This window comes from Streptomyces sp. NPDC021093 (genome assembly GCF_044333135.1).
Lineage (GTDB): Bacteria > Actinomycetota > Actinomycetes > Streptomycetales > Streptomycetaceae > Streptomyces.
In genome coordinates this window covers 319,821-345,457 of the sequence record NZ_JBIRQJ010000003.1, presented here as the reverse complement: position 1 = coordinate 345,457, position 25,637 = coordinate 319,821, and the positions used below count along the sequence as shown (strand labels likewise).

At 73.4% G+C, this 25,637-nt stretch carries 21 protein-coding genes; 16 read left to right on the top strand and 5 right to left on the bottom strand.

All coding sequences use genetic code 11. The annotated features are described in order from the left end of the window. The first annotated feature begins 201 nt into the window (after positions 1-201). On the top strand, positions 202-1,488 hold the full coding sequence (locus ACH4SP_RS10450) for an MFS transporter (protein ID WP_398412705.1): 1,287 nt from the start codon (positions 202-204) through the stop codon (positions 1,486-1,488). A gap of 197 nt (positions 1,489-1,685) precedes the next feature. Next, positions 1,686-2,336 carry a TetR/AcrR family transcriptional regulator gene (locus ACH4SP_RS10445; protein ID WP_398412703.1) on the top strand — a complete coding sequence of 217 codons (651 nt, stop codon included), beginning with the start codon at positions 1,686-1,688 and terminating at the stop codon, positions 2,334-2,336. Here ACH4SP_RS10445 and ACH4SP_RS10440 read toward each other — a convergent pair. Continuing rightward, entirely contained in the window at positions 2,225-3,760 is a 1,536-nt protein-coding gene (locus ACH4SP_RS10440) for a LuxR C-terminal-related transcriptional regulator (RefSeq protein WP_398412701.1), read from the bottom strand. The two genes, ACH4SP_RS10445 and ACH4SP_RS10440, sit on opposite strands and share 112 nt — an antisense overlap. A gap of 304 nt (positions 3,761-4,064) precedes the next feature. Here ACH4SP_RS10440 and ACH4SP_RS10435 point away from each other — a divergent pair, with 304 nt between their 5' ends. The 5 genes from ACH4SP_RS10435 (at position 4,065) to ACH4SP_RS10415 (ending at position 11,390) form a co-directional block, all read left to right on the top strand. Next, the gene (locus tag ACH4SP_RS10435; RefSeq protein WP_398412699.1) at positions 4,065-5,813 is read left to right on the top strand and encodes a sensor histidine kinase; all 1,749 of its coding nucleotides are present in this window, start codon (positions 4,065-4,067) and stop codon (positions 5,811-5,813) included. Next, entirely contained in the window at positions 5,810-6,502 is a 693-nt protein-coding gene (locus ACH4SP_RS10430; RefSeq protein WP_398412696.1) for a response regulator, read from the top strand. The genes ACH4SP_RS10435 and ACH4SP_RS10430 overlap by 4 nt, the downstream gene beginning before the upstream one ends. Before the next feature lie 770 nt (positions 6,503-7,272). Continuing rightward, positions 7,273-8,055, top strand: a complete 783-nt coding sequence (locus tag ACH4SP_RS10425) for an ABC transporter ATP-binding protein (RefSeq protein ID WP_398412694.1) — start codon at positions 7,273-7,275, stop codon at positions 8,053-8,055. 179 nt (positions 8,056-8,234) lie between these two features. Next, positions 8,235-10,856 carry an ABC transporter permease gene (locus ACH4SP_RS10420; RefSeq protein WP_398412691.1) on the top strand — a complete coding sequence of 874 codons (2,622 nt, stop codon included), beginning with the start codon at positions 8,235-8,237 and terminating at the stop codon, positions 10,854-10,856. Between the two features lie 231 nt (positions 10,857-11,087). Then, the gene (locus ACH4SP_RS10415) at positions 11,088-11,390 is read left to right on the top strand and encodes a hypothetical protein (RefSeq protein WP_398412689.1); all 303 of its coding nucleotides are present in this window, start codon (positions 11,088-11,090) and stop codon (positions 11,388-11,390) included. Between the two features lie 86 nt (positions 11,391-11,476). Here the strand turns inward: ACH4SP_RS10415 and ACH4SP_RS10410 are convergent, their stop codons facing one another. Together ACH4SP_RS10410 and ACH4SP_RS10405 are read right to left on the bottom strand one after the other, a co-directional pair. Beyond that, positions 11,477-12,607: a hypothetical protein gene (locus tag ACH4SP_RS10410; protein ID WP_398412686.1), complete on the bottom strand. Its 1,131-nt coding sequence runs from the start codon at positions 12,605-12,607 to the stop codon at positions 11,477-11,479. A 237-nt stretch (positions 12,608-12,844) separates the two neighbouring features. Further along, a complete protein-coding gene (locus ACH4SP_RS10405; protein WP_398412684.1) occupies positions 12,845-14,215 on the bottom strand; it encodes a hypothetical protein in 1,371 nt (456 codons plus the stop codon). A gap of 224 nt (positions 14,216-14,439) precedes the next feature. On the opposite strand from ACH4SP_RS10405, the gene ACH4SP_RS10400 reads away from it, so the two are divergent. The 9 genes from ACH4SP_RS10400 to ACH4SP_RS10360 all read left to right on the top strand — a co-directional run bounded on the left by ACH4SP_RS10400 (position 14,440) and on the right by ACH4SP_RS10360 (position 23,411). Further along, positions 14,440-15,561 carry an ACP S-malonyltransferase gene (locus tag ACH4SP_RS10400; protein ID WP_398412682.1) on the top strand — a complete coding sequence of 374 codons (1,122 nt, stop codon included), beginning with the start codon at positions 14,440-14,442 and terminating at the stop codon, positions 15,559-15,561. A 118-nt stretch (positions 15,562-15,679) separates the two neighbouring features. Further along, positions 15,680-17,527 (top strand): acyl-CoA dehydrogenase, encoded by a 1,848-nt coding sequence (locus tag ACH4SP_RS10395; protein ID WP_398412680.1) that lies wholly within the window; start codon positions 15,680-15,682, stop codon positions 17,525-17,527. Continuing rightward, the gene (locus tag ACH4SP_RS10390; protein ID WP_398412676.1) at positions 17,524-18,684 is read left to right on the top strand and encodes a 3-oxoacyl-ACP synthase III family protein; all 1,161 of its coding nucleotides are present in this window, start codon (positions 17,524-17,526) and stop codon (positions 18,682-18,684) included. The genes ACH4SP_RS10395 and ACH4SP_RS10390 overlap by 4 nt, the downstream gene beginning before the upstream one ends. Then, complete coding sequence (locus tag ACH4SP_RS10385) at positions 18,681-19,565, top strand: SDR family NAD(P)-dependent oxidoreductase (RefSeq protein WP_398412674.1); 885 nt, start codon at positions 18,681-18,683, stop codon at positions 19,563-19,565. The genes ACH4SP_RS10390 and ACH4SP_RS10385 overlap by 4 nt, the downstream gene beginning before the upstream one ends. Before the next feature lie 34 nt (positions 19,566-19,599). Beyond that, complete coding sequence (locus ACH4SP_RS10380) at positions 19,600-20,727, top strand: beta-ketoacyl-ACP synthase III (protein ID WP_398412671.1); 1,128 nt, start codon at positions 19,600-19,602, stop codon at positions 20,725-20,727. Continuing rightward, positions 20,700-20,969 carry an acyl carrier protein gene (locus ACH4SP_RS10375; protein WP_398412668.1) on the top strand — a complete coding sequence of 90 codons (270 nt, stop codon included), beginning with the start codon at positions 20,700-20,702 and terminating at the stop codon, positions 20,967-20,969. The genes ACH4SP_RS10380 and ACH4SP_RS10375 overlap by 28 nt, the downstream gene beginning before the upstream one ends. Further along, positions 20,966-22,207 carry a beta-ketoacyl-[acyl-carrier-protein] synthase family protein gene (locus tag ACH4SP_RS10370; protein ID WP_398412665.1) on the top strand — a complete coding sequence of 414 codons (1,242 nt, stop codon included), beginning with the start codon at positions 20,966-20,968 and terminating at the stop codon, positions 22,205-22,207. Before ACH4SP_RS10375 ends, ACH4SP_RS10370 begins: the two co-directional genes overlap by 4 nt. A 47-nt stretch (positions 22,208-22,254) precedes the next feature. Further along, positions 22,255-22,923, top strand: a complete 669-nt coding sequence (locus tag ACH4SP_RS10365) for a maleylpyruvate isomerase family mycothiol-dependent enzyme (protein ID WP_398412662.1) — start codon at positions 22,255-22,257, stop codon at positions 22,921-22,923. A 104-nt stretch (positions 22,924-23,027) separates the two neighbouring features. Then, on the top strand, positions 23,028-23,411 hold the full coding sequence (locus ACH4SP_RS10360; protein ID WP_398412660.1) for a peptidase inhibitor family I36 protein: 384 nt from the start codon (positions 23,028-23,030) through the stop codon (positions 23,409-23,411). 63 nt (positions 23,412-23,474) lie between these two features. Here ACH4SP_RS10360 and ACH4SP_RS10355 read toward each other — a convergent pair whose 3' ends face one another. Both ACH4SP_RS10355 and ACH4SP_RS10350 read right to left on the bottom strand, forming a co-directional pair. Then, positions 23,475-24,983, bottom strand: coding sequence for an NADase-type glycan-binding domain-containing protein (locus ACH4SP_RS10355; RefSeq protein WP_398412658.1), 1,509 nt, complete (start codon positions 24,981-24,983; stop codon positions 23,475-23,477). Continuing rightward, positions 24,980-25,537, bottom strand: coding sequence for a phage tail protein (locus tag ACH4SP_RS10350; protein WP_398412656.1), 558 nt, complete (start codon positions 25,535-25,537; stop codon positions 24,980-24,982). The genes ACH4SP_RS10355 and ACH4SP_RS10350 overlap by 4 nt, the downstream gene beginning before the upstream one ends. Between the last annotated feature and the right edge of the window lie 100 nt (positions 25,538-25,637).

The following is a 25,637-nucleotide window of genomic DNA, read 5'->3' as shown; positions in this document are numbered from 1 at the left end:
CCGAGCGACCACACATGCGGTCGCTGCCCTACGTGTTCACGCAGTCACCGGGCGACCGGCTGTCGGGGCGGCGCACCCTGTGATAGAAAGCTGAACACACGTCCCAGTTCTTCGGCGTGCACCACCGGCACACCCGACTCGGAGAGGCCCGCATGTCCTTCAGCCCTCGCCCCCGCCTTCGCTCCGGAGGAGGTGCGCACCATGCCCAACCCCTACGGTGAGATCTTCGCGGCGCCCGGCGCCAAGGCCTTCTCCGCCGCGGGCTTCGTGGCCCGCATGCCGCTGTCCATGACCGGCATCGGCCTGATCACGATGCTGTCCCAACTGCGCGGGCAGTACGGTCTGGCGGGCGCGGTAGCCGCCACGTTCACCCTGTCCATGGCGCTGCTGGGCCCCCAGATCTCACGCCTGGTCGACCGGCACGGACAGGGCCGGATCCTGCTGCCGGCCACCGGCATCAGCGTGGCCGGCATCGGTGCGCTGCTGCTCTGCGCGCACTACGACGCCCCGGCCTGGACACTGTTCGCCTTCGCCGTGCCGGCCGGCTGCATGCCGAGCATGGCCTCGATGGTGCGTGCCCGCTGGAGCCAGCTCTTCCACGACTCGCCCAAACTGCACACGGCCTTCGCGCTGGAGTCGGTGATCGACGAGCTGACGTTCATCGTCGGCCCGGCCCTCTCGGTGATCCTGTGCACCACCTTCTTCCCCGAGGCAGGACCGGCGGTGGCGGCCGTCTTCCTGGCCGTCGGCGTGGTGCTGTTCAGCATGCAGCGCAAGTCCGAGCCGCCCGTACAGCCGCAGACCCAGGACGGCAACGGCTCGGCGATCCGCATCGGAGCGCTCCAGATCCTGGTGGGCACCCTGATCGCGGGCGGCACCATCGTCGGCACCGTGGACGTGGTCAGCGTCGCCTTCGCCGAGCAGCAGGGGCAGCCCGGCGCCACCGGCATCGTGCTGTCCGTCTACGCGGTCGGGTCCTGCCTGGCCGGACTGGTCTTCGGCACGCTCAAGCTGTCGGTGCCGCTCCCCCGGCTGCTGCTGTACGGCGTCACCGGCACGGCCGTCACCACGCTTCCGCTCCTGTGGGTCAACAACATCGCCACGCTCGCGATCGCGGTGTTCTTCTCCGGCGTCTTCTTCGCCCCCACCATGATCACGATCATGGGTCTGGTCGAGAAGATCGTGCCCGCGTCCCGGCTCACCGAGGGGCTGACCTGGTCCACCACCGGACTGGCCATCGGCGCGGCGCTCGGCGCGGCCGTATCGGGCGCGGTCGTCGACGAGTTCGGCCCGCGCGGCGGCTTCGCCGTCGCGATCACGGCCGGTGCCGTCGCCCTGCTCGTCGGGCTGCTCGGCTACCGGCTGCTGGGAAGGACGCTGGCCCGGGCGACCGAGGCCGCGGCGGCCGAGAGCGGGACGGCGGATGCCGGGACGCCGGATTCGGCGCCCGCCGCAGGAGAGCCGCTGCCCGCCGGAGAGCCCCGGTAGGCGACGGCAGCCCTCCACCACAGACTCGGGCCGGCGTCTCCCCCGTTCCGCCGGTCCGACCGACCGGTGGCCCCTGTCCCCCGACAGGGGCCACCGGGCTAGTAATGTCGCGCCGTAATCCTCGGCGCGCGTGGACCTCCGTACCCCCGTATCCCCGTACCCGTCCGTACCCGTGCCCGCCCCGTCACAGTAGGGAGATGGCCCTGAACGCCCCTGCCCCCGTCCCTGCCCCTGTCCCTGCCGCCGTGACCGACGGCCGGCGGGCCAAGGGCGAGCGCCGTCGGCGCGCGATCATCGAGGCCACCCTGCGCGTCGTCGAGCGGGACGGCGCCGCCGGCGTCAGCCACCGCACCGTGGCCCGCGAGGCGGGGCTGCCGACCACGGCGTCGACGTACTACTTCCAGAGCCTGGACGACCTGCTGACCGCGGCGCTGACCAGCGTGATGAACGAGGACGCGGCCCGGATGCGGCAGCTCATCGCGGAGACCGACGCCGGTGCCGACAGTCTGCACACCATGGCCGGGCTGATGGCCGAGGTCGTCGCCACTCCGGGCCACCTGCTGGCCGAGTACGAGCTGTTTCTGCTGGCCGCCCGCCGGCCGGAGCTGCGCGAGGCGACCGACCGGTGGCTGGACGCACTCGCCGACTTCGCCCGCCGCTTCACCGATGATCCGGTACGCATCAGGACCGTCACCGCCGTCGTCGACGGTCTGCTGCTGCAGGCTCTGCTGACCGATCAGCCGCCATCGGCAGCGGAGTTCGAGGCGGTGCTCAGGTCACTTCTGCTCGCCCCCTCCGGCACGGGTGGCCCAGCGATCGCTAAAGGTGGTAACGAGATCGGCAGTTGAGCGGGATCGAGGGTTCCGGACAGCTTGACCGCGCGCAACAGCTCGATGCGCGAGTTCACCTGGTGGATCCGGAAGATCTTCCGGAGGTGGTAGCCGACGGTGTGCGGCGAAATGTCCATCTTCCGTGCGATCTGCCGGTTGGTGAGCCCCTCCCCCACCAATCGCACGATGGTGCGCTCCTGTTCACTGAGCTTCCTGCGATCGGACGGGGCCGGCGGGACAGCCGTGGTGGCCGGGGCGGCCGTGGACATACGGGCTGCGGCCGCGACGGGTACGTCCGGCGCAACAGGTACCACGGGTACGACAGGTGCAACAGGCACGACAGGTGCAGGTGGCACGACGGGGACGGCCGGCTCGGCCAGCTCGGCCGGTACCGCTGGTGCGGCTGGTGCGGCTGGTGCGGCTGGTGCGGCTGGTGCGGCCACTGTCACGGCAAGCCCGTCCGGCTGCGGACCGACCGCGGTCGCCTGCCTCAGCAGCGCCTGGCGCAGGGACGGAGGCACGGACTCCGCGATCAGCCGCCACAGCAGTTCGTTGCGGAAGGAGAGGCCCAGGTCGTCGCATCCGACCGCACCGGTCGCACACGCCTCTTCCAGTACGGGCAGCAGGCCGGACGGCGAGATCTCCAGCATCGCGCTCAGCTTCTCGAACATGACCTGCCGCCCCAACACGGCGGAGACCCGCAGCAGTTGGCGGCATTCTTCGGAGTAGTCCTGGAGCGTGGAGCGCGCCAGGCTGTGCAACCGCTCGGGCAGCCGCTCCACGAGCAGCCGCGCCTCGTGACCGCCCACACTGACCGAGCCCTCCTCGACCAGACCCCGCAGCAGATCGGTGGTCAACCGCGGATGGCCACCGGCCAAGCTCACCAGACGGGCCAGGGCGGGCGAAGGCTGCGCCCCCAGGACCCCGACCGCCAGCTCCAGCGAGGCCGACGGCGACAGCGGACCCAGGGTGATCCGCTCGCTCCGTCCGACAGGGCTCGCCATCAGCGCGTCGAGGGTCTTGGGGCCGAGCCCGGAGCGCCGTCCCACCATCCAGACGACCGGGGCTCCGTGGTGCTGGTGCCGACGTGCCAGCAGGGTGCCGGCCGCTTCCTCACCGAGCCAGTGCGCGTCGTCCACCACGACCAGTACGGGCCGGGTGAAGCCGCCGTGGTGCCGGGCAGCCCCCGTCACCCGGTCGAAGCGGCTGGTTTCGCGCCGCGGGATGTGGGCGGGTTCGCGCGCGGTGACGAACCCCATCTCACCGGCGAGCATCACGGCCTCCCGCAGCAGCCGGGTCTTGCCCATTCCGGGCATTCCCTCGACCGCCAGGAGTGCGCAGCCCTGGGTGCGCCCGGCCACGAGGATCTGCCGCACCACTGCCATCTCGCGCTGCCGGCCCCGCAGGGCCGGGGCGTCGAGCACCATCGATATTCGAGACATAGACGACATATATTGAGCTACCCCCCGGTGTGCACGTGGTTCTGATCTTGTCACGAGTCCCAGCACCGCCTCCACGTAGTCGTTCGAGTTCCGGACAGGCGGCCCGACCCGCCCCGAACTCCGGATATGAGCTGAGAGGGCGCCTGGGCACGGGGCGTTCCGCCGGGTTGACCGGACATCACGCCCAAGATTGTTAAAGAGGAGTTCATCCCCCTCGGTCTCCTGCGCCTCTGCCGAAAGGCAGAGGCCCCGATCAACCTTCCGGCCCACGGCCCCGTCCCCGTGGTGCCCGATAATCGGGCGTATGCCCTCCCTCACGTCCCTGCTGTCCGCCGAGCGCAGCGCCTTCACAGCCGCCGGCGAGTACGGCGGGTGCGCCGGGTCCAGCGAGTACGGCGGGGCCGGCGGGTCCCGGCGGCGGCTGCGGCGGGCCGGTGTCGAGGCGGTGTGCGCGGGGGTTCTGGTGATCCTCGCGTTCCCGGCCGTGAACGGGCTCGGCGACTCCCTGCCCGTCGCCCTCCGGGTGCTGCTCGCGCTGCTCGCGATCGGTCTGTTCGTCGTGCGGCGGCGGTGTCCCGTCGCCTCCGTGCTCGGGCTCGCCGCCGTCGTGGGCGCGGTCCCGGCCGTGGGGCTGCTCACCGCCGTCGCCTCGTACGCCGCGTCCCGGCAGGTCGCCGCCGCCCGGCGCCGCACCGTGCTGCTGGTCGGGGGCAGCGCTCTCGCCACCGTCGGCTGCGCGGCGTTCGCCCCGTACTCCGGGATCGACCGCTGTCCCTTCGGCCTCGCCCTCGGCGCGGTGCTCGCCACCACCACCGTGCTCGGGCCCGGCCTGGTCGGTGCCGCCGCGGGTCAACGGGACCGGCTGCTGCGGGCGCTGCGGGAGCGCACCGCCGCCGCGGAGGAGGCCGAGCGGCAGGCCGACAGCGCGTCCCGGATCCACGAACGGTCCCGGATCGCCGCCGAGATGCACGACCTGGTCGGGCATCGCCTCAGTCTGATCTCGCTGCACGCGGGCGGCCTGGAGCTCGCCCTGCAGAAGCAGGCACCCGGTCTGCGGGGCGAGGCCGCCCTGGTGCGCGGCGCCACCCAGGACGCGATGCGGGAACTGCGCGAAGTCCTCGACGTGCTCGGCCCGTTGGGCCGCGACACCGGCACCGCAGCCCTCACCGACGCCACCGGCACCCGCGCCGACGTCGAGTCCCTGGTCGCCGAGTCGCGCGTCGGCGGCGTCCGCGTCGACCTCGCCTGGGAAGGACCCGATCTGGACGGGCGCGAGGCCAGGGTGCGCCGCGCCGTACACCGAGTGGTGCGCGAGGCCCTGACCAACGTGCACCGGTACGCGGCCGGCGCCCGGGTCCACGTCCGGGTCACGCACGACGAGCGGCGGGTGACGATCGCGGTACGCAACGGGGTACCGCCCTCCGGGGCCAGACCTCCGACCCGTATCGGCACCGGACGCGGCCTGACCGGGCTGCGCGAACGCGTCGGGCTGCTCGGCGGCACCCTGGACGCGGGCCCGACCCCGAGCGGCGGGTTCGCGGTGTCGGCGGAACTGCCGGCCGAGCCGGACACCGCCGCACGGACGGGACCGGCCGGCCCGTCCCCGTACGCCGATGTGCCCGAAGTGCCCTCCGGGCAGGCCCTGTCCGGGGTGCGGCGGAGGCTCGTCGCCACCGCGGCCGGGCTGCTCGGGCTTGCCGGGGTGAGCGTGCTGACGCTGTTCGGGATGTCCCTCGTCGACGAGGCGATGCCCGGCCCCGACCAGGAGCACCGGGAGCCGCCCCGCATCGGCATGAGCCGCCAGGAGGTGCGGTCGGCCACCGCCATGGACAGCGACGAGGCACGCGCCGCCGCGGTGGGGCACGAGCCGACCCGCCCGAGGTCCGCGACCAGTTGCGTGTACCCGTCCTCGACGACCGGACAGGAGCACCGGGCACGGGGCGAGTTGGAGCTCGTGCGCTACTGCTTCACGGGTGACACCCTCACCGCCGTGGACCGCTTCAAGGTCCCCCTGATCACCGAACCGACCGGCCCCCAGGAGCAACAGCCATGACCGACCCCGCCGCCCCCGCCAACACTGTCCGCCTACTCCTCGCCGACGACGAGGAGCTGATCCGGCACGGTGTACGTCTGATCCTGCGGCACGCCGACGACATCGATGTCGTCGGGGAGGCCGCGAACGGTGCGGAGGCCGTGGAGCTCGCCGCCGAACTCCGGCCGGACGTCGCCCTGGTGGACGTCCGGATGCCGGTGCTCGACGGGCTCGCGGCGATCGAGCGGCTCCTTGCCCTCGACCCGGCGCCGCGCGTCGTCATGCTCACCACGTTCGGCGACGAGGAGAACGTGACGCGCGCCCTGCACGCAGGCGCCACCGGCTTCCTGCTCAAGGACGAGGGCCCGCACGAACTCATCAGCGCGGTACGCGCGGCGGCGGCGGGCGACGCGGTCCTCTCCCCCGGCGTGACCGGCACGGTCATCCGAAGGATGCTGCAGGGCGGCACCGCACCGCACGACACCGACGACCGGAGCGCACGCCTCACCCGCCTCGCCCGCCTCACCGACCGCGAACGCGAGGTCCTGACGTTGCTCGGCCAGGGTCTCGCCAACCTGGAGATCGGACGACGGCTCGGCATCGGCGTGGGCACGGTGAAGACGCACGTCGGATCCATCCTGGAGAAGACGGCCTGCGAAAGCCGCGTACAGGCGGCGGTCCTCGCACACCGGACGGGCCTGGTCGCCTGAGGGCCGGGATCGGATCGCCCGTGCGGACGGGGCCCGGGTCGCCCCCGGGGCCGGTGCCGGTTCGGCTGGAGGGATGGGGGCGGTTCGACTGGAGGCCGGGCCCGGGTCGACGAAGGGATGGGGCCGTTCGGCTGTGAGCCGGGGCCGGTTCACCCTGGAGGCCGGGGCCGGTTCAGCTCGGGGGCCAGGGCCTGCCCGGCCGGGGACCATGGCCCGGATCGCCCTGCCGGCCATGTCCCACTCGACGGGGGAACAGGCCCGGTTCACCCTGACGGCCGAGCCCAGCTCGGCCGAGGGCCAGACCCTGTTCGCTCTGACGGCCAGGCCCGGATCGCTCTTAGGGCCAGAGCCAGTTCGACCGGGCGCCAGGCCCGGTTCCCTCTGAAGGCCGGGGCCAGCCGGCTGAGGACCAGGACCGGATCACCCCGCAGTCCGGGCCCGATCCAGCTGGAGGCCAGGACCGGTCCGGCTGAAGGCCCGCCCGCTACCTCGCTCGACTCCCGCTGACCGCAGGCCCGTTGACCGACACCAAGTAGCCGCACCCCAGGCCGCCCCGCCCTCTGCCCTCTGCCCTCTGCCCTCTGCCAGAAGTAGGACCCCCGCTCCGCCCCGAGGAGTACCTCTCCCCTCTCCTCCTGACCTTCGGCAGGCCGCGCATGCACGCCCTGAGGGCTACGGATCGGCCGTGGCGCGCGCCCAGCATGGAACGGAGTCGACCGCCCACACCGGCCGGCCCTCGATCCCTCCCCCCACCTCACTGGAGAGCAGCCATGTCCCATGCCGCCGCGCCCGCCCCGATCCACTCCCCAGCCACCTCCGCCGCGGCCCGCGCCACCGGGCTCAGCAAGGTCTACGGCACCGGTGAGACCCGTGTGGTCGCCCTCGACTCGGTCTCGGTGGAGTTCGGGCACGGCCACTTCACGGCGATCATGGGCCCGTCCGGCTCCGGCAAGTCGACGCTGATGCACTGCATGGCCGGCCTCGACTCCGTCACCTCGGGCTCGGTCCTGATCGGCGACACCGAACTCGCCGGCCTGAACGACCGCAGCCTCACCCGGCTGCGCCGCGACAAGGTCGGCTTCGTCTTCCAGGCGTTCAACCTGCTGCCCACGCTCACCGCGTACGAGAACATCACGCTGCCCATGGCCATCGCGGGCCGCCGCCCGGACCAGGACTGGGTCCACACGGTCGTACGGACCGTGGGCCTGTCGGCCCGCCTCGGCCACCGACCGAGCCAGCTCTCCGGCGGGCAGCAGCAGCGCGTCGCCGTGGCCCGCGCCCTCGCCTCCCGGCCGGCGATCATCTTCGCTGACGAGCCGACCGGCAACCTCGACTCCCGCTCGGGCGCCGAGGTCCTGGGCTTCCTGCGGGAATCCGTATGGGAGTTGGGCCAGACCGTCGTGATGGTCACGCACGACCCGGTGGCCGCCGCGCACGCCGACCGCGTCGTGTTCCTCGCCGACGGCCGCGTCACGGACGAATTGCTCGCCCCGACCGCGGAGGGCGTCCTCGACCGGATGCGGCGCTTCGACGCCAGGAACCGTACGAGCTGAACGGCGCGCGAGCGCGGACACAGACGCGGGCGCGGGCGCGGGCGCATGCGCGGAAGCAGGCGCCCTCACGAGCCGCTGGATCCCGCACGTCCCGCACGTCCGTCGGCGCGCCCCCGTACGCCCCGTACACCCCGTGCCTCCTGAAACTCCCGTTCCCCTTGACCTCCTGGACCCCCTCCATGCTGCGAACAGCTCTGCGCAACGTCCTCGCGCACAAAGCCCGACTGGTCATGACCGCGCTCGCGGTGATGCTCGGTGTCGCCTTCGTCTCCGGCACCTTCGTCTTCGGCGACACGGTCGCGGACGCCTTCCGCGCCGCCTCCAGCAAGAACCTCAAGGACGTGGCGGTCTTGGTGCAGGCCGACGTCCCCGAAACCGGCACCGTCCCCGAAACCACCCCTGCCACCGGCACCGGCACCGGGGACGAGAAGCCGACCGCCGGTCTCGACCCCCGTCTCGTCGACCGCCTCCGCGACCTGCCCGGCGTCACCTCCGTGCGGCCCTCCGTGAACGGCAGCGCGACACTCGCCCGTAAGGACGGCGAGCCCGTCAACGCCGACGGCAACCGGCAGAACCTGGCCGGCGACTACGCCCCCGGCGCCGACGGCAAGGACGCCCGGTACCCGATCGTGTCCGGCCGCGGACCGGCCGCCGAGGGCGAGTTGGCGCTGGCCGCGGCGACCGCCGAGAAGGCCGGATACCGGATCGGCGACACCGTACGGTTCGCCACGACCGGGCCCGCCCTCACCAAGAAGCTCGTCGGCACCGTCCGTACCGAGGACCCCCGGGTCACCGCGGGCTCCACCCTCGTCCTGTTCGACACCAGGACCGCGCAGGGCCTGTTCCGCTCCCCCGGCCGGTTCCACGAGATCTCCGTGGCCGCAGCGCCCGGCACCGACCGGTACGCCCTGACCGAGCAGGTCCGCGCACTGCTGCCGAAGGAGGGCGCGACCGCGACGAGCGGTGCCGAACTCGCCGCCGAGCAGGCCCGGCAGACCGCGGAGGACTCCGAGGCGCTGACCAAGATGCTGCTGGTGTTCGCCGGGATCGCCCTGTTCGTGGGCATGTTCATCATCGCCAACACCTTCACCATGCTGATCGCCCAGCGCAGCCGCGAGATCGCCCTGATGCGCGCCGTGGGCGCCTCCCGGCGCCAGGTCGTGCGCGCCGTCCTCGTCGAGGCCGGTGTCCTCGGACTCGGCGCGTCCGCCGCCGGTTTCGTCCTCGGTCTCGGCATCGCCGCCGGGCTGCGTCCGCTGCTCAACGCGAGCGGCGCCGGGCTTCCCGAAGGGCCGCTGGTCGTCTCGCCGACCGTGCTGCTCGGCTCGCCGGCCGTCGGCGTCCTGGTCACGGTGCTCGCCGCCTGGCTGCCGTCCCGCAGGGCCGCGAAGATCGCCCCGATGGAGGCGCTCAGCAGTGTGGAGGCGCCCGCCGCGGTCCGTGGCCTGCTCGTGCGCAACGTCCTCGGCGCGCTGCTCACCGGCGCGGGCGTCGCCGTCATGCTGTACGTGTCGACCCTGGGCAACGGCGCGCAGAAGAACCTGCTGCTCGCCATGTTCGGCTCGTTCCTCACCATGACCGGCACCATCGTGCTGGCCCCGCTGCTGTCCCGTCCTGTGGTGTCCCTGGCGGGCCGGGTCACCTCCCGCCTCTTCGGCGTGAGCGGCAGACTCGCCCAGGAGAACGCGCTGCGCAACCCGCGCCGTACCGCCGCCACCGCCTCGGCCCTCATGATCGGACTGGCCCTGATCACCGGCCTGACCGTGGTGGGCGACTCCGTCGACCGGGCCGTGGGCCGGGGCGCCGTGCAGGGCCTCACCGCCGACTACCGGGTCGTCAACTCCGCGTACCTGGGCCTGGATCCGGCCCTCGGCGACAAGGTCGCCGACGTCCCGGGGGTCGCCGGAGCGACCCCGCTCGCCTCGGCCGGCCTCACGGTGAACGGCGAGTACGCGAAGGTCTCAGGTCTCGACCCGGAGCAGCTCGACGAGGTCGCCGACGTCGACTTCACCAGCGGCTCGGCCGACGCGGTCGGCCCCGGCCGGATCGCGGTGTCCGAGACCTACGCCCGGCGGGCCGGCCTGCGGGTCGGCGCGCCCGTGCGGGGCCGATTCGTCAAGGACCAGTTCGCCCCGGACTCGGGCGGGACCGCGCACCTCAGGGAGCTCACGGTCGTCGGCGTCTACCGGGAGAACCCCGTCCTGGCGGGTGTCATCGGCGACCTGGCCGACGTCCTGCCGTACACCGTGGACGGAAAGTACGAGAGCGTCCTCGTGAAGGCCGCACCCGGCAGGGCCGCGGGCCTCGACCGCGAGATCCGCTCCGCGCTCGGCAACAGCCCGCTGCTGAAGGTGCAGAGCCAGGAACAGCTCGCCGAGGAGGGCTTCGTCGAGATCGGCCTGATGCTCGACATGATGTACGGGCTGCTGGGCATGGCCGTCGTCATCGCGGTCCTCGGGGTGGTCAACACCCTGGCCATGTCGGTGTTCGAGCGCACCCGCGAGATCGGCCTGCTGCGCGCCATCGGCCTGGACCGTACGGGCATCCGCCGGATGGTCCGCCTGGAGTCGGTGGTCATCTCGCTGTTCGGCGCGCTCTTCGGCATCGCCACCGGAGTCTTCCTCGCCTGGACGGGCGGCAGCCTCACGGCATCGGGCCTGCCCGACTACTCGACGACACTGCCCTGGCCGCGCCTCGCCCTCTTCCTCGGCCTGGCCGTGGTCGTCGGCGTCCTCGCCGCGATCTGGCCGGCCGGGCGGGCGTCCCGTCTGGACATGCTGCGGGCGATCAACTCCCGGTAGAACAAGCCTTGTTCACCGGGAGGCCCGGGTCCGCCGGTCCGAACGGCAGGTTTCCGGCCCTGCCGTTCGGCCGGGCAGCGATCTCGCGGGTTTCCGGCCACCGCGGCAGCAGGGGCATATTCCCGTTCTTCTGGGCGGCGGCAAGGGCTGCCGGGAACTGCCGCCGGTCGGTGCCCCTGTTCTTGGGGGTGCGGGAGGGCAGATCCACTGCCCCTGACTACGCAGTACGTCATGGGAGCCGCCGCCGCGTTCGCCGGCGGCCCGGCCTCCGCTGCTCCCCCCGGCGCCGACTACTGGTCTCCCCAGTGCGACTACGGGCGGGCGTGCATCTTCCTGGCCAACACGCCGAACAAGATCTGGAACGTGGAGTCCTGCGGCTACAACCCGATCCAGGACCACTACAACTGGGCCAAGGCTCACGGGAACGCCTTCACCGTCACCTACGCGGACGGCCGGTGGGACCGCGTCGAGGCGTGGACGGAACGGCCGCTCGACGGCAACAACCTGGTCGTCCGGGTGGACGTGCTCTGCTGAGACGTACGGGACTTCCGCCGAGGCGTACGGAACGACGCCCGGCCCGAGCTCCTGCCGCGGACGTACGGCCTCCGCGGCAGGTGACCTCAGCCGGGACGGGTCCCTTCGGCCCTGGGGCTCGTTCCGGGGGCGGGCAGGTTCTGCCGCGCGGACGCCGGTTCCCGCCGGGAGCGGACCGTACGGCGGACCGTGCTGCACGGGCCGAGCCCTTCCAGGACTCCGGCCACGGCGTTCCGGCCGGCGTCGGTGGCTCCCGCGTCGACGAGGGTGATCGTCGCGGCGTCCACATGCGTGGTGCGGAGCTCGTCCAGGGAGTCGATCAAGTGGACCGGGACGCCGAGGCGTTCGGCCGCCGCGCGGGTCACCGCCGCGCCGGGGTGGTGGCCGGAACCCGTGATGAGGACCAGGTCGCTCTCCTGCACGGTGGCCTCCGCCGCCTGCCACCAGTCCGTCATCGTGTAGCACCACTGGCACGGATGCTGCCCGCGCAGACCCGGCAGCCTGCGGCGCAGTACGGCCAGGATGGGCGACAGCTGGGCGGCCGCCGTTCCGGGGACGACGACGAACGCCAGGACGGACGGGTCCTCGATCACGAGGTCGGTCGCCTGCTCGGGCGTGCTGATCTCCGTCAGGCCCGCCCGCTCCCGTACGGTGAACGGCGCTTCGGCCGCCGGGGGCGGGAGCGGGCCGCCGACCAGGAGGACCCGGTCACCGCGCTCCCGGAAGGCCCGGAGCGTGGCCGAGGCGTCCTTGGCGGCCGGGCAGCCGGCCGAGGTGGGGCAGCCGCACGCGCTCCACAGTGCCGTGGTCTGCGCCGGGAGGGGGAGGGCCGGGGTACGGGCGTAGTCCTGGTCGGGCAGGAGCAGGCGTCGGGTGCGCAGGGCGGTCCGCCACTCGCGGATCTGGTTCCGGGCGAAGGACAGGGCCGGTTCGTTGTCCGCCCGTACCGCTACGGCCAGGCCTGTGGTCACCGAGTGCCGGTCCTCGTAGGAGACCGTGATCAGACGGAATTCCGCCGTGTCCGCGTCCAGGTCGTGCGCGGTGAAGGCCCGTTGGCCGGGCGGGAGGCCCGCCCGGCCGGCGGCCGAGGAGAGCAGTGCGTGCGCGGGAGAGCGCACCTGCCCCCTGCGCGGGTGGGCCCAGGAGGTCGCGACGGTCAGAGGTGCGGAGAGGGGGAGTGCACAGGGGAACTCTTCCAGAAGGACGCTGCGGTTCATGGTCCCGTTCGGGGTGTGAGTTTCGGGGGCGTGAGCTTCGGGCTGTGAGCTTCGGGTGGTGAGCTTCGATGGTGGGTGGGGAGCTGCCGGGGAACCCGGTCCGGGCGGGGGGCTCTGCGCCCACTCACCAGCGTTGGGCTCACGGTCTGCGGCAGAATGCTTTCTTCACCCCGCCGGGTGACTGCCAGTTCCGGCCAACCCGCAGCGGTGCCGGACGAAGGGGCGGTCCGCGCCCGATCAGTGGGCGGCGTGCTGCGCCGCCAGCGATCTGGCCCGGTCCAGCACGTTCGGGACGAGACGGTGGGCGGCGTGCGGACGCAGCCGGGAGATCAGCACCCTCAGGTGGTCGTGGACCCGCGCACTGCTGACGTCCCCGTAGAGGTCCAGGAAGGCGCTCCAGGTCCGGCAGGCCCGGTCGAGATGTCCCTCGTTCAACTGGGCCTCGGCGAGGGTCGCCAGGCTGATGGACCGGGCGCGGTTCTCCTCCGGGGGGCGCCCGCGCAGCGAGGACTCCAGGTGCCGGGCCTCCAGCGCGTGGTCCGACTGCGCACGGGCGACGGCGGCGTGCTGCAGGGCCAGCGAACTGGAGTGGAAGGCTCCCACCGGAGTGGGAGAGCTGTCGGAGGCCTCCAGGCGCTTCTCCGAATCGATGAGGTGCCGGGCGGCGGCCCGCCTGTTGCCCAGGTGCGCCTGGGTGACGGCCAGATGCCCCAGCAGGAGGGCCTGTTGGTGCGCGGGGGCTTGCGGCGCACCGACGCGGACGGCGAGTTCGGCCAGTTTGTCGGCCTCCCGTACGTGTCCCAGCGACAGCGCCTGGACGCTGAGCCCCCGGGCGCCCAGCGCGAACCCGACCCGGTCCCCGGCCTCGCGGGCCAGATTGATTCCGGTGAGGTAGTACTGCTGGGCGTGGGCCTGGAGGTTGGCGTCGAAGTGGGTGAAGGCGCAGAGGTAGGTCAACTGGTTCGCCACGGTGAGGAGTTCGCCGCGCACCCGGGGCGCGGTGGGCTGGCGGAGCCAGGAGGTCACGGTGGTGGCCAGGTAGGAGCGCAGCGGATCCCGCACCTGGCCGCCGCCGAACGCCGCTTCGTGCCGGGAGAAGAGCGAGAGCAGCAGGGTGGCGGACCGCGCGTCGGGCGGGGCCGGGGCCGCCGCCCTCGCCGCCGGTACGACGCTCGGCAGCAGGGAGTCCCAGCCCGGCAGCAGCAGCGGGGCCACCGAGAAGACGCCGGTGCGCGCGGCGTCGCGGCGGTCGGCCAGGGCCCCGAGCCGTTCCAGATCGTCCAAGGCTGATCCGCCTCCCCGTGCTGTCCGGTCCGTGTCGTGGTGGTCGTGCGGCGCGGCGAGGCCGGTGTCCGGGGCGACGACGCTTCTGCCCAGCCGCCGGGAGAGGACCTCCGCCGCGATCTCCGGCACGGGCGGCCGGGGTCTGGTGCCGGCCAGCCAGTGGCTGACCGCTGTCCTGTCGTAGCTGACGCCGAGACCGTGTGCGGCGGCCACCGCGTTGATCTCGCGGGCGAACCGGGCACCGCTCCACCCGGCTTCGCCGAGCAGGGCCCGCAACGTCCGGTTCGGGGGTCGGGCCGGGTTCTGCTGTCGGGTCGCGCGCAAGGCGCCTCCTCCACGGGGCGACGGGTGGAAGGCGCGGCTCGGCGGGAACCGAGAGGAGTTTCAACGTCGGCTGACTTTCAACACCTTGGCGCCGTGCGGGGGCCCATCCGGGACCGGAACTGGAGCACGCTTCAGAGTGCGGCACGACCGGCCCACGCGTCCATGCCGCATATGCCCGCCGAGTCTGCGGCGGGCGGTGGAGGCCACGTCCGAGGGAGCACTTCATGCCCGGTACGGTCCATGTTTTCCCCGGTCAGGGGGACTTCGCCGTCAGCATGCTGCTGCGCGGGGCCGCCGATTCGCCACCCTTGCGGCGTACGGCGGAATCTGTGTTCGACGAAATCGACGAGAGAGCGGTGGGCCGCGGTCTGCGCCCGCTGCGTCGCTGGCTCTTCGGCGACCGCCCGCCGGGCGGCAGGGAACTCGCGCACGCGGCCCCCGGCACCCTCCAACTCGCCCTGTTCGGCGCGAGCATGAGCGTGCACCGCGCACTGTGCGCCCGGCTCGGCGAGCCGGACGCGGTGCTCGGGGTCAGCTTCGGGGAGATCGCGGCGCTGACCGCGGCCGGGGTCTACACCGTGGCCGACGGTGCGGGAATAGCCCATGACCTCGCGCTCGTCCTCGCCACCTGCCCCGGCGGCCTGACCCTCCTGTCGGGCGACGAGCGCGCGGCGGAACAGCTGATCGGCCGGGCGGACACCAGGGACGTCGTCGTGGCCTGTGTGAACGACGACGCCGAGACTCTGGTGGGCGGTCCGCTCGCCCAACTGGAGCGGGTGGAGGAGGAAGCGCGCCGCAGCGGCACGGCGGCCGTGCGCCTTCGGCTCCCCTTCGGTTCCCACCACCCCTCGTACACCTCCCAGGCCCGGCGGTTCGCCCGGGACGTGCGCCGCTACCCGGTCGCCGAGGCCCGTACCGCCGCCTATTCGGCGGTGGCGGGCAGGCGGTACGAGAAGGACGACGACCTCGCGCTGCGGCTGGCGGACTGCCTGGTCAGGCCCGTCCGGCTGCCCGATGTCCTCGGGCGGCTCGGAAAGCTCCGTACCTGCGACTTCTACGAGGCGGGCACCGGCAGCGCCCTCGCCCGCAGCGTCGGCAGGGTCCTGGCCGCCGAAGGGCCCGGCAACGGAGCCGCCCACGGAACCATCCACGGTCCCGCCGTCCGCGCGCCGCTCGCGGACGGGGACTTCGACTGGGCGTCACCCGCCGACGCCGGGCCGCCGCAAACCTCCGGCGCGCCGCCGCAGACCTCCGCCGGACTGCCGCAGACCTCTGCCGGACTGCCGCAGTCCTCCGCCGGGCCGCCGCAGTCCTCCGCCGGACTGCCCGGAGCCCCTGCCCGCTGACCCGACGCGGCCGAACCCCCGCGCCCGTACACCCCTTCGTGTTCTCGGATCCCCCCGCCGAACCTCCTGGAGGTGCTCTGTGTCCACCGGGTCCCCCACCGAGCCAGCGTCGTCACTGGTGACGCACCTGAACCGGCTCGCCCACGGCAACTGCCCACCGCACGTTCTGGATCAGCTCCACAAGGCACTGACCTGCGACCCCGCTCCCGACGACGGACCTCCCGTCTCCCGCGAGCAGCGCCTGACCGGGCGGCTGCGGGCCCTGTGCGCCTCCCTCCCACCGGCCCGCGCGCTGCTCGCCGACCCCGATCAGCTCGCCGCGGTGCTCTCCTGGGCCGCGGTCAGCGACCCCGCGCTCTGCATGACCCTGGTCACCCACCAGGTGCTGTGCCTGGGGTCCATGGCACAGCTGGCGCCGGACCACGACGCGCTGGCGGACGAGTTCGACGCGCTGGAGACGGGGCGGGCCAAGGGCGGCTACCTCATCACCGAGGCGGGCCTGGCAAACAGCCATCTGGCCACCAGGACCGAAGCCGTCTTCGACCCGGAGACCCGCGAGTTCGTGCTCACCACCCCCGACGACGGGGCGGCGAAGTTCTGCGGGGTCGCCGCGCACGGTGCTCCGCGCACCGTCGTCGTCCTCGCCCGGTTGCGGGTGCGCGGGGAAGACTGCGGCGTCTTCTCCTTCGTCGTGGACCTCAGCGACGACCGGGGGCCCCGGCCAGGAGTGGGGATCTCCGCGCCGCTCGAACTGGGCGCCCTGCCGCTGGACTACGCCCTCGTACGGTTCCGCGGTGTCCGTCTGCCGTACGAGCGGTGGCTGCGCGACGACGCCTCGCTCACCGCGGACGGCGTCTTCCGCGACCCGCTGCTGGGCCCCGACGACCGGCTCCGCCGCACGCTGTGCGTGGGCCAGGGGCTCTGGGGCACGCTGCCGTCGGCCACCGCCGCCATGTCCCGGCAGTCCGCCGTCCTCGCGCTGCGGTACGCGCGACAGCGCCGCACCCAAGGGCGGCTGGCCCCGGGGACTCCGCTGCTGTCGTACCGGAGCCATCAGTACGCGCTACTGGGCGCCTTCGCCGAGGCGTTCGCCCTGACCTGCGCCGCCGACCGCGCCCGGACACTGCTCCGCCCGTACGACCGTACGGGGGACGCGAACGGCTCTGCGGGCGCGAGCGAGGAGGCGGACGCGAGCGAGGCGATGACCTTCGCACCGTGGTCGGCCGTCAGCCGCCCGCTCTCGGCGTACAAGGCGCACTGCGTGCGCGCCGCCGCCCGCACCACCGCGACCTGCCAGCGCCTCTGCGGCTACTCGGGCCACCTCGATGCCAACCGGCTGGCCGGGTACCACGGCTTCCACCACGCCTTCGACGCGGCCGGCGGGGACAGTCAGCTGATCTTCTACGACCTCGGGCAGGCCCTGGTCGCCGAGGCCGACCCGGCCGCACCGCCGCCCGAGGACCTGTCCCTCCCCGACCCGTCGGACCCGGCCTGGTGGCCCGCGGTCGTCCGGGCCCACGAGCGGCTGCTGGCCGGGCAGCTGCGGCGCGACCACGATGCTCAAGTCGCCCGTGGCGCCGAGGGGTTCGAGCTGTGGAACCCCTTGCTGCCCAGGACGGGAGAGCTGGGCGAGGTCTACGCCGCACGGCTCACCGCACAGGACGTGGCGCGCTCCCCGGACCTGGCAACTCAGGACACCCTGTCCGCGCTCGCCGCGCTGCACGGTGTGGTCGCGGCCCGCCACTGGGCCGGATCACTGCTCACCGCGGGCACCCTGCGGCCCGAGCAGATGGCGGGACTTGAGCGGACCGCCGCCGGGCTGTGCGACCTGCTGCTGCCTCAACTCCCGCTGCTTGAAGAGGCGTTCGACCACCCGGCGGATCTCGTGGGTGCTCCCCTCGCGGCCGACGACTACCCGGGAGCACTCGTCACGACCCTGTCCTGGCACCAAGGAGCTCTGACATGACCACACGTCCGAAGGACCGGCGCATCGGCGTTCTCGGCATGGGCAGCTATCTGCCCCGGCGCATCCGGACCAACGAGGAGGTCGCGCACTCCGCAGGCGTGACGGCCGACTGGATCAGCCGGCGCACGGGGGTGCGGTCGCGGCACGCGGCGGCACCTGAGGAGGCCGCGTCCGACCTGTCGGCGGCCGCGGTGCGGGCCGCCGTCGCCGCGGCGGGCATCGACATCGACCAGCTCGACCTGCTGATCGTGGCCACCTCCACGCCCGACGAGCTCGGTCCTTCCACCGCATGCCGGGTGCAGGCGCTCACCGGGGCCCGGCACGCGGTGGCCCTCGATGTCGGAGCGGCCTGTTCGGGATGGCTGTTCGCCACCCAGGTCGCCCACAACTGGCTCACCGCCAACCCCTCGGCACGTTACGCGGCGGTGGTCGGCGTCGAGGTCTACTCGAAGTTCCTCGACCCCGCCGACCGGGGCACCGCCGTGCTCTTCGCCGACGGCGCGGCGGCCTCGGTCCTCGGGCCAGTGGCGGCGGACGGCGGGTTCGAGGGCTTCCGCCTCGGCTCCGACGGAACCGGTGCGCACCACGTCCTCATCCCGGCGGGCGGGAGCCGGGCACCGGCCAGTACGGACACCGTCGACGCGCTCCGGCACCGGATCCACATGGACGGGCGGGCGGTACGGGACTTCATCGCGGAGATCTTCCCGGTGATCGTCCGCGAGACCCTCACCCGCCACCGGATCGCGCTCGACGACATCGACGCCTTCATCGTCCACCAGCCCAACCCGGTCCTGCTGCGCAGCCTCGGCGACCGGATCGGCATCCCGCACGACCGCATGGCCATCGTCGGCGACGAAGTGGGCAACATCGGCGCCGCCAGCGCCCCTTACGCACTCGCCAGCGCCGCCGCGCGAGGCGGCCTGCCGACCGGGGGCCGTGTCCTCATCGCGGTCTTCGGAGCCGGACTCACCTGGGGCGGAGCCCTCTTGAGGTGGACGGGCGCCCCCTCCATCCGGATCGCCCCCACCACGGCAGGCAGGGCAGGCACCGCCGCGCTGACGCACCAGTCCCCCGCCTCCGTACCGCACCAGGGCCCCGCCCCGGTGTCGCAGCAGCCCCTCGCCCCCGTACCCACCGGACAAAGGAGCCCCTCATGAGCACCACGACCCCCGACACCGCCCCCGGCCTCGCCCTGGGCACCGCCCCCGACCCCTTCCGGCTGGACGGGGCGCGCGTCCTGGTCACCGGCGCCTCGCGCGGCATCGGCCGCGCGGTGGCGGTGACCCTCGCCCGCGCCGGAGGCCGGCTGGCCCTGTCGGCCCGTACGTCGGACGCCCTGGAGGAGACGGCGCGGCTGCTGGCCAAGGAAGGCCACGACGCGGTGCGCGTGGTGGGCGAACTCGCCGAACCCGGCACGGCGGGCAGGGTGGTCGACGAGGCGGCCGAAGCACTCGGCGGTCTCGACGTCCTCGTGCACAACGCGGGCATCCTCCCCTCGCAGCCCGACGGCAGCCCCGCCATGGTCCCGCTGCAGGCCTCCACCCAGGAGTCCTGGGAGCAGGTGGTCGCGGTCAACCTCAACGCCACGGCCGCCCTGTGCCGGCACGCGCACCGTCACCTCAGCGCCTCGCCCCGCGCCGGTGTCGTGCTGATGTCCTCGCTCGCCGGGGTGGTCGGCGCTCCCCTCATGGAGGCGTACGCGGCGACCAAGGCGGCGCAGATCTCCCTCGTCCGCTCCCTCGCGGTCGGCTGGGCCCGCGACGGCATCCGGGTCAACGCCCTGTGTCCCGGCTGGACCCGTACGGACATGACGGCCTCGGTGCAGGAGGTGGGACCGCTCTCCGACTGGCTGATGGCGCACGTGCCGATGGGCCGGTGGGCCGAACCGGACGAGGTGGCCCGCGCGACCCTCTTCCTCGCGTCCCAGGCCGCGTCCTTCCTCACCGGGCAGGCCCTGCTCCTCGACGGCGGTGCCTCGGTGCCGGACTGCGGACTGGCCGGCATCCCCAAACCCCCCTCGCCTTTCCTCGCCGGGTGACCGGCACGCCCCCCAGAGACTCAGGACAGCACCGATGAAGGACCACACCCCCACCGCCGTGATCACCGGTCTCGGCAGCTGCCTCCCCCCGCAGGTCCTCTCCAACGAGGACGTGGCGCGCCGCGGCGGCCTGGAGACCACCGACGAATGGGTCCGCACCCGTACCGGTATCGCCCACCGTCGCCAGGTGCGTGCCGGGACGAGCACCGGAGACCTCGCGACCGCCGCGGGCCGCGCCGCCATGGCCTCCGCGGACGCCCGCGCCGACCTCGTCCTGGTGGCGACCACCACCCCCGACCGGCGCTGCCCGGCCACCGCACCGGAGGTGGCCCACCGGCTGGGCCTGGGCACCGTGCCCGCCTTCGACCTCTCCGCGGTCTGCTCGGGATTCCTGTACGGCCTGACCGTCGCCACCGCGCTGATCCGCAGCGGTGTGTGCGCCAGCCCCCTGGTGATCGGGGCCGAGACGTACTCGACCATCGTCGACCCGATGGACCGGGACACCGCCCTGATCTTCGGGGACGGCGCGGGCGCGGTACTGCTGGGCCCCGGCGAGCACGGGGAGCCGGGCGCGGTGAGCGCGGTCGACCTGGGCGCGGACGGCTCCGGCAGCGATCTGATCGCGATCGCCGCGGGCGGCTCGCGCGCCCCGGACACCGCCCGCCGACTGGCCCGTGACGCCCGCTACTTCCGCATGCGCGGCCGCGAGGTGTACGCGCAGGCGGTGCAGCGCATGACGCAGTCCTCGCGCACCGTGCTCGCCCACGCGGGCTGGGAGGCCGCGGGACTCGGGGCCTTCATCGGGCACCAGGCCAACCAGCGCATCCTCGACTCGGTCGCCGAACGGATCGGCGTGCCCCCGCGGAGCCGCTTCGGCAACATCCGCGAAGTCGGCAACACCGCGGCGGCTTCGATCCCCCTGGCGCTGGCCCACACCGTCGCGGGACGCCTCGTACCGCCGGGCTCCCGCAGCCTGCTGACCGCCTTCGGCGGCGGTCTGACCTGGGGTTCGGTCGCACTGCTCTGGCCGTCGGCCGTGCCGTGCACCGCCGACCCGGAATCCCGCCCCACGTCCGCCCCCACCGGATACACCACCGAACACACCGCAGAGCAGACCGCATCCAGGAGGAAGCCATGCAGGCCGTCTACGACCACCTCGTGACCGTTCTCACCGACAAGTTCGACGTCGACGCCTCGTCCATCGACCCCGACAGCTCCTTCAACGCCCTGGAGCTCGACTCCCTCGCCGTGGTGGAACTCCTGGTCACCCTCCAGGACCACTGGGATGTCCCGCTGGAGGAGGACACGGTGACCGGCGACACGACGGTACGCCAGGTCGCCGAGGCGGTAGGCACCCAGCTGGACGCCGGACACCCCGCGGCCGGACATGCGGAGCGGACATGACCAGGAGGCCGGCGGACGGCGACATCGCCGTCACGGGCATCGGACTCGTCACGCCCGCCGGAGTGGGCGCGAAGGAGACCTGGGCACGGGTCTGTGCGGGACAGCCGACCGCGGCGCACGACCCGTCGCTCGCCGGCCGTCCGGTCGCCCTGTCCTGCCGCGTCCCCGGCTTCGACCCCCGTACGCACGTGCCCGGCGCCCAGCCCTGGCGGTTCGACCGGTTCACCCAGTTCGCCCTCGCGGCGGCCGACGAAGCGGTGCGGGACGCCGGTCTTTCCCCGGCCTCCTGGGACCCGCTCCGGGTCGCGGTGGTCCTCGGGTCCGCGGCCGGCGGCGTCGGGACGTACGAGGAACAGCACCTGCGGCTCGTCGACTCGGGCCCACGGGCCGTCTCGCCCATGACGCTGCCCTCCTTCCTGCCCAACATGGCCGCGGGACAGTTGGCGATCGCCCTGGGCGCACAGGGCCCGGCGCTGCACACCGCCACGGCGTGCGCGTCCGGGGCCACCGCCCTCATCACCGCGGCCCTGCTGCTGCGCAGCGGCGCCTGCGACATCGCCGTGGCGGGCGGCAGCGACGCCATGGTCACCCCGCTGTGCGCCACCGCGTTCGCCCGGATGGGCGCGCTCTCCAGACGCCAGGACGATCCGGCCGCCGCCTCCCGTCCCTTCGACCGCGGGCGCGACGGATTCGTACTGGCCGAAGGGGCGGGCGTACTCGTCCTGGAACGCGGATCGGACGCCGAGGCCAGGTCGGCACCCGTCCGCGCGAGACTCGTCGGGTACGGCGCCGCCACCGACGCGCACCATTGCGTCGCGCCGGATCCGGCGGGCGGCGGGGTCCTGCGTGCCGTGGGCGAGGCGCTGCGCTCGGCCGGAGCCGCCCCCGGCGACGTCGACCACGTCAACGCACACGGCACGAGCACCCCGCTCAACGACCGCGCCGAAGCCTCGGTGCTGCACCGCGTGTTCGGCGACCACCCCCCTTCGGTCACTTCGGCGAAGGGAGTCATCGGGCACACCATGGGCGCGGCGGGGGCCATCGAGGCCGCGCTCACCGTGCTGACCGTCGAGCACGGCCTCGTACCCCCCACACCGAACTTCCACGAGCCGGATCCGGACGAGGCCCCGGTGCACCTGGTGACCGGAGCCCCCTTGCGGCAGAGTGTCCGGCTGGCCCTGAGCAACTCCTTCGGCTTCGGCGGCCACAACACGGTCCTCGCCTTCCGGCCCGCGTAGCCTGTTGCGGCTCGGGCCGCACCACCCGTGACAGGAGACGCTCTCGTATGACTGATTCGGAACCGACGGCAGGCGGCCGCAGCCCGAGGAGTGAGGTCTGGGCCCTCGTCCACGCGGAGCGAAGGGCGCTGGCGGCCGATCTCGCAGGCCTGACGGACGAGCAGTGGAGCACACCGTCGCTGTGCGCCGAACTGACGGTGCGCGAGGTGCTGGCACACCTCACCGCGGCGGCGAGCCTCAACCCCCCTCGGTGGCTGGCGGGGGTGATCCGCTGCCGGTTCGACTTCGACAAGCAGGTGGCCGTGCGGCTGGCGGAGCAGCTGGGTGCCACCCCGGCCGAGACGCTGGAGAGGTTCCGGCGCGTGGTCCTGAGCACGACCAAGCCTCCGCTCCCCGTCGTGGCCATGCTGGGCGAGACCCTCGTGCACGGAGCGGACATCCGGCGTCCGCTGGGCATCGGCCGTGACCACCCGGTCGGGGTGGTCACGCAGGTGGCCGAGTACTACCGGGGCTCGGACCTCGTGGTCCTCGCCAAGGGACGCGTCCGCGGCCTGCGGCTCGTCGCGAACGACGGCCCCTTCACGGCCGGTTCCGGGCCGCTCGTCTCCGGAACCACGCTGGCCCTGGTGATGGCGATGACCGGGCGCCCCGCGTACTGCGACGACCTCGAAGGCGAGGGCGTCGCGCTTCTCCGCCGCCGCTGCGGGACAGCGTGAGGAATCGGTCACGACATGACCGGAACGCACATATGCCCCGCGAGGGCGGACCCACCACAGTGGTGGGCGGCAGAGACGGAACGGAGAGAAGGGAACGGATCACCATGAAGAACCTGCACAGGATCGCGGCCGTCGGCGTCGCGTCCCTGAGCCTGGCCACGGCGGGCCTCGTGCTCGCCCCGTCGGCATCGGCATCGCCCGCCGATTGCCCGCGCTCGTACGTGTGCGTCTGGAACAACCCGAACTTCTCCGGCGCTCCGACGTGGAAGTCGCAGGGCAACCTGTCGAACATGTCGTCGTCCAACGGCATGTCCATCATCAACAACGGCACGGCCTACCCGGGCGCGGACCACATCCGCTACCGGGTCACCTGGGTCGGCGGGCAGTACGTGACGGGCTGTCTCCACTACCCGCCGGACTCCAACTCCCACTACTTCACCGGCGGTGCGATGACCATGAACTACGCCAGGTGGGGCGGCGAGTGCTGACCGGCTGAAGCCCGGCACCCCACCAGTACGGTGGGGTGCCGACGCATCGCCCGTACCCACGCGTCAGGCGTTGTCGCCGCGCGAAGGACCGAAGAACTCGACCTCGGCGAGGGCGACCTGCTTCTTCGAGGAAGCGCCGTACGAGGACTCGACGGTGAAGCGGACCTTGGTGACGTCCCCGACGCGGAACGCGCGGCGCTGTCCGCCGGGGCCCTGGTCCAGGGTGATCGTCCGCGTCGTGGTCCTGCCGTCCTTCGTGGTGATGGTGGCCTTGAGCCGGTGCGGCAGGGCCGACTCCCCGATCCGGTTCGCCTTGCTGGAGACGCCCGGTGTGAGGATCAGGTCGAGCAGCCGGGTCGGCTCGTCGAAGCGGGCCTCGATCCACTCGCCCTGGCCCGAGTCCACGACCCCGGGACCCCACCAGGTGTTGCTGTACTTGTCGAAGGCGAGCCCTGGCTGGTGGCCGGGGAACGAACGCGACGCGCCGAACCCGTCCGGGGCGACGGGGGCCCGCTTGGCGAAGTGGTCGCGGGTGGCCTGCACGGCGGTCGGCGCGTTGATCCCCGCGACGATCAGCAGCGCGAGGACGACGGCACCGACCACCCAGCGCAGCACGCTCTCGAAGGTGCGCCGCATCCGGGGCCGGTCGCCGGCCCACGGGATCTCGTGCCGGCCGGCGCCCAGCAGCCGGCGCCACCACGGGAGGCGGGTGCGCGACTGCTCCTCCCTCCGGGTCATGGGCATCGCACAGCGGGCGCAGAAGTGCCGGTCGGGCCGGTTGGGTGTGGCGCACCACGGGCACGGCAGGCCGTGCCCGTCGCCCGCTTCGTGGCCGGGGGCCCGTACCTGGGGCCGGTCCGCGACCGGCCGGCCAGGGAGGACCGGGGCGACCGACGGGGCCTCGGCGGGACGGCCGTCCGGTTCTGACACCGGCACCAGCAGGGAACGGGCCCGGTCGGCCATCGTGTCGTAGGGATCGGGGGCGGGCGCGGTGCGGTGGGCCGCGGGTGCCGGGTCGTGGGCCGCGGGCGGGGAGCCATAGGCCGCGGGCGGAGCTGCGGGCGCCGGGTCGTGGGCCGCGGGCTGGGGTGTGGCCGGGACCGGCCCTGCGGTTCCCGTGGCGCCACCGGGCTCGGACCCGCGGTGGTCGCGAGGATCACCGGGATCGCGAGGGGCACCGTGGCCATGAGGGTCACCGTGGTCACGAGAGGGGACCTGGTCGCGCGGGGGAGCCTGGTCGCGCGGGGGAACGTCCCCGTGCGCCTGCGCGCCCGCACCCTCCGCGCCCGCAGCGCCGGTGCGCGGCGCGCCCGCCCCGGTCCGGCCGGTCGTGCCCGTACGCGCCGTCGGCGCGGTGCGCTCCTCCTCCCAGCTCCCCTCCCACGTACTGCTCGCGCGTGGTGCCGGAACGTCGGCCGCCGCGGTGGACCGCGCGGCGCTCGGCGCCGTGGCGGCCGTCCGGGCCGCCCGGGGTGCCCGGTCGTTCCAGCTCAGTACGGCGCCGCAGGCGTCGCAGAACGACTGGCCCGGTTCCGCTCGCGTACCGCATTCGGCGCAGTTCTGCGTGGTCATCTTTCCGAGGTCCTTTCGGCTGCGGTCACCTTGACCGAGTAGGGCATGTGGGCGGGGCGGGCCGCTGCCACGAGGGCTCTCAAGCGGTGTTCGTCCGCGGGGCCCGGGTCGGCGAGACGGACGGTGACGTGCAGGTACGGCCGCCGTTCGCCGGGGAAGGGGCCGAGCGGGCGGGCGCTCCACGCCGCGCCGCCGCTCTCCGTGATCTCCGGCTCGACCCCGAAGGCGAGGCGCACCGCCTCGGCCAGGCCGTGCCGGGTGCCCCTGACGCGGTGCAGGTACGCGGCGGCGGCCACGGCGGCGCGCAGCCGCGGCTCCGGTTCGCTGCCGTCGGTCTCCGCGCCGACCCACTCGGCCAGCCAGCGGGTGAAGTCCACCGGGGCGAGGGCCGGATCGAAGTAGGCGGGCAGGCAGTCGAGCACGTTGAGCACGGGGGCCATGACCTCGTCGAGTCCGGCCACGAACCGCTGTGCGAGGTCGTCGTCGGCGAACACCGCGGGCAGCATGGCGCCGATCGGGGCGGACGAGCCGAGCCCGTCGACTGACCCCCTCATCGGACGTTCCCCTTCCGCGGACAGTGCTGACGCACGGGACACGTGCGGACGAAGAGGCTCACGGGGCAGGTGCGTACGGCGAGGCTACGGAAGCGCACCG

Excerpts from the sequence above, each read along its gene's own strand:
- ACH4SP_RS10450 (WP_398412705.1), top strand. The coding sequence starts at position 202 with ATGCCCAACCCCTACGGTGAGATCTTCGCGGCGCCCGGCGCCAAGGCC.
- ACH4SP_RS10445 (WP_398412703.1), top strand. The coding sequence starts at position 1,686 with ATGGCCCTGAACGCCCCTGCCCCCGTCCCTGCCCCTGTCCCTGCCGCC.
- ACH4SP_RS10440 (WP_398412701.1), bottom strand. The coding sequence starts at position 3,760 with ATGTCTCGAATATCGATGGTGCTCGACGCCCCGGCCCTGCGGGGCCGG.
- ACH4SP_RS10435 (WP_398412699.1), top strand. The coding sequence starts at position 4,065 with ATGCCCTCCCTCACGTCCCTGCTGTCCGCCGAGCGCAGCGCCTTCACA.
- ACH4SP_RS10430 (WP_398412696.1), top strand. The coding sequence starts at position 5,810 with ATGACCGACCCCGCCGCCCCCGCCAACACTGTCCGCCTACTCCTCGCC.
- ACH4SP_RS10425 (WP_398412694.1), top strand. The coding sequence starts at position 7,273 with ATGTCCCATGCCGCCGCGCCCGCCCCGATCCACTCCCCAGCCACCTCC.
- ACH4SP_RS10420 (WP_398412691.1), top strand. The coding sequence starts at position 8,235 with ATGCTGCGAACAGCTCTGCGCAACGTCCTCGCGCACAAAGCCCGACTG.
- ACH4SP_RS10415 (WP_398412689.1), top strand. The coding sequence starts at position 11,088 with ATGGGAGCCGCCGCCGCGTTCGCCGGCGGCCCGGCCTCCGCTGCTCCC.
- ACH4SP_RS10410 (WP_398412686.1), bottom strand. The coding sequence starts at position 12,607 with ATGAACCGCAGCGTCCTTCTGGAAGAGTTCCCCTGTGCACTCCCCCTC.
- ACH4SP_RS10400 (WP_398412682.1), top strand. The coding sequence starts at position 14,440 with ATGCCCGGTACGGTCCATGTTTTCCCCGGTCAGGGGGACTTCGCCGTC.
- ACH4SP_RS10390 (WP_398412676.1), top strand. The coding sequence starts at position 17,524 with ATGACCACACGTCCGAAGGACCGGCGCATCGGCGTTCTCGGCATGGGC.
- ACH4SP_RS10385 (WP_398412674.1), top strand. The coding sequence starts at position 18,681 with ATGAGCACCACGACCCCCGACACCGCCCCCGGCCTCGCCCTGGGCACC.
- ACH4SP_RS10380 (WP_398412671.1), top strand. The coding sequence starts at position 19,600 with ATGAAGGACCACACCCCCACCGCCGTGATCACCGGTCTCGGCAGCTGC.
- ACH4SP_RS10375 (WP_398412668.1), top strand. The coding sequence starts at position 20,700 with ATGCAGGCCGTCTACGACCACCTCGTGACCGTTCTCACCGACAAGTTC.
- ACH4SP_RS10370 (WP_398412665.1), top strand. The coding sequence starts at position 20,966 with ATGACCAGGAGGCCGGCGGACGGCGACATCGCCGTCACGGGCATCGGA.
- ACH4SP_RS10365 (WP_398412662.1), top strand. The coding sequence starts at position 22,255 with ATGACTGATTCGGAACCGACGGCAGGCGGCCGCAGCCCGAGGAGTGAG.
- ACH4SP_RS10360 (WP_398412660.1), top strand. The coding sequence starts at position 23,028 with ATGAAGAACCTGCACAGGATCGCGGCCGTCGGCGTCGCGTCCCTGAGC.
- ACH4SP_RS10355 (WP_398412658.1), bottom strand. The coding sequence starts at position 24,983 with ATGACCACGCAGAACTGCGCCGAATGCGGTACGCGAGCGGAACCGGGC.
- ACH4SP_RS10350 (WP_398412656.1), bottom strand. The coding sequence starts at position 25,537 with ATGAGGGGGTCAGTCGACGGGCTCGGCTCGTCCGCCCCGATCGGCGCC.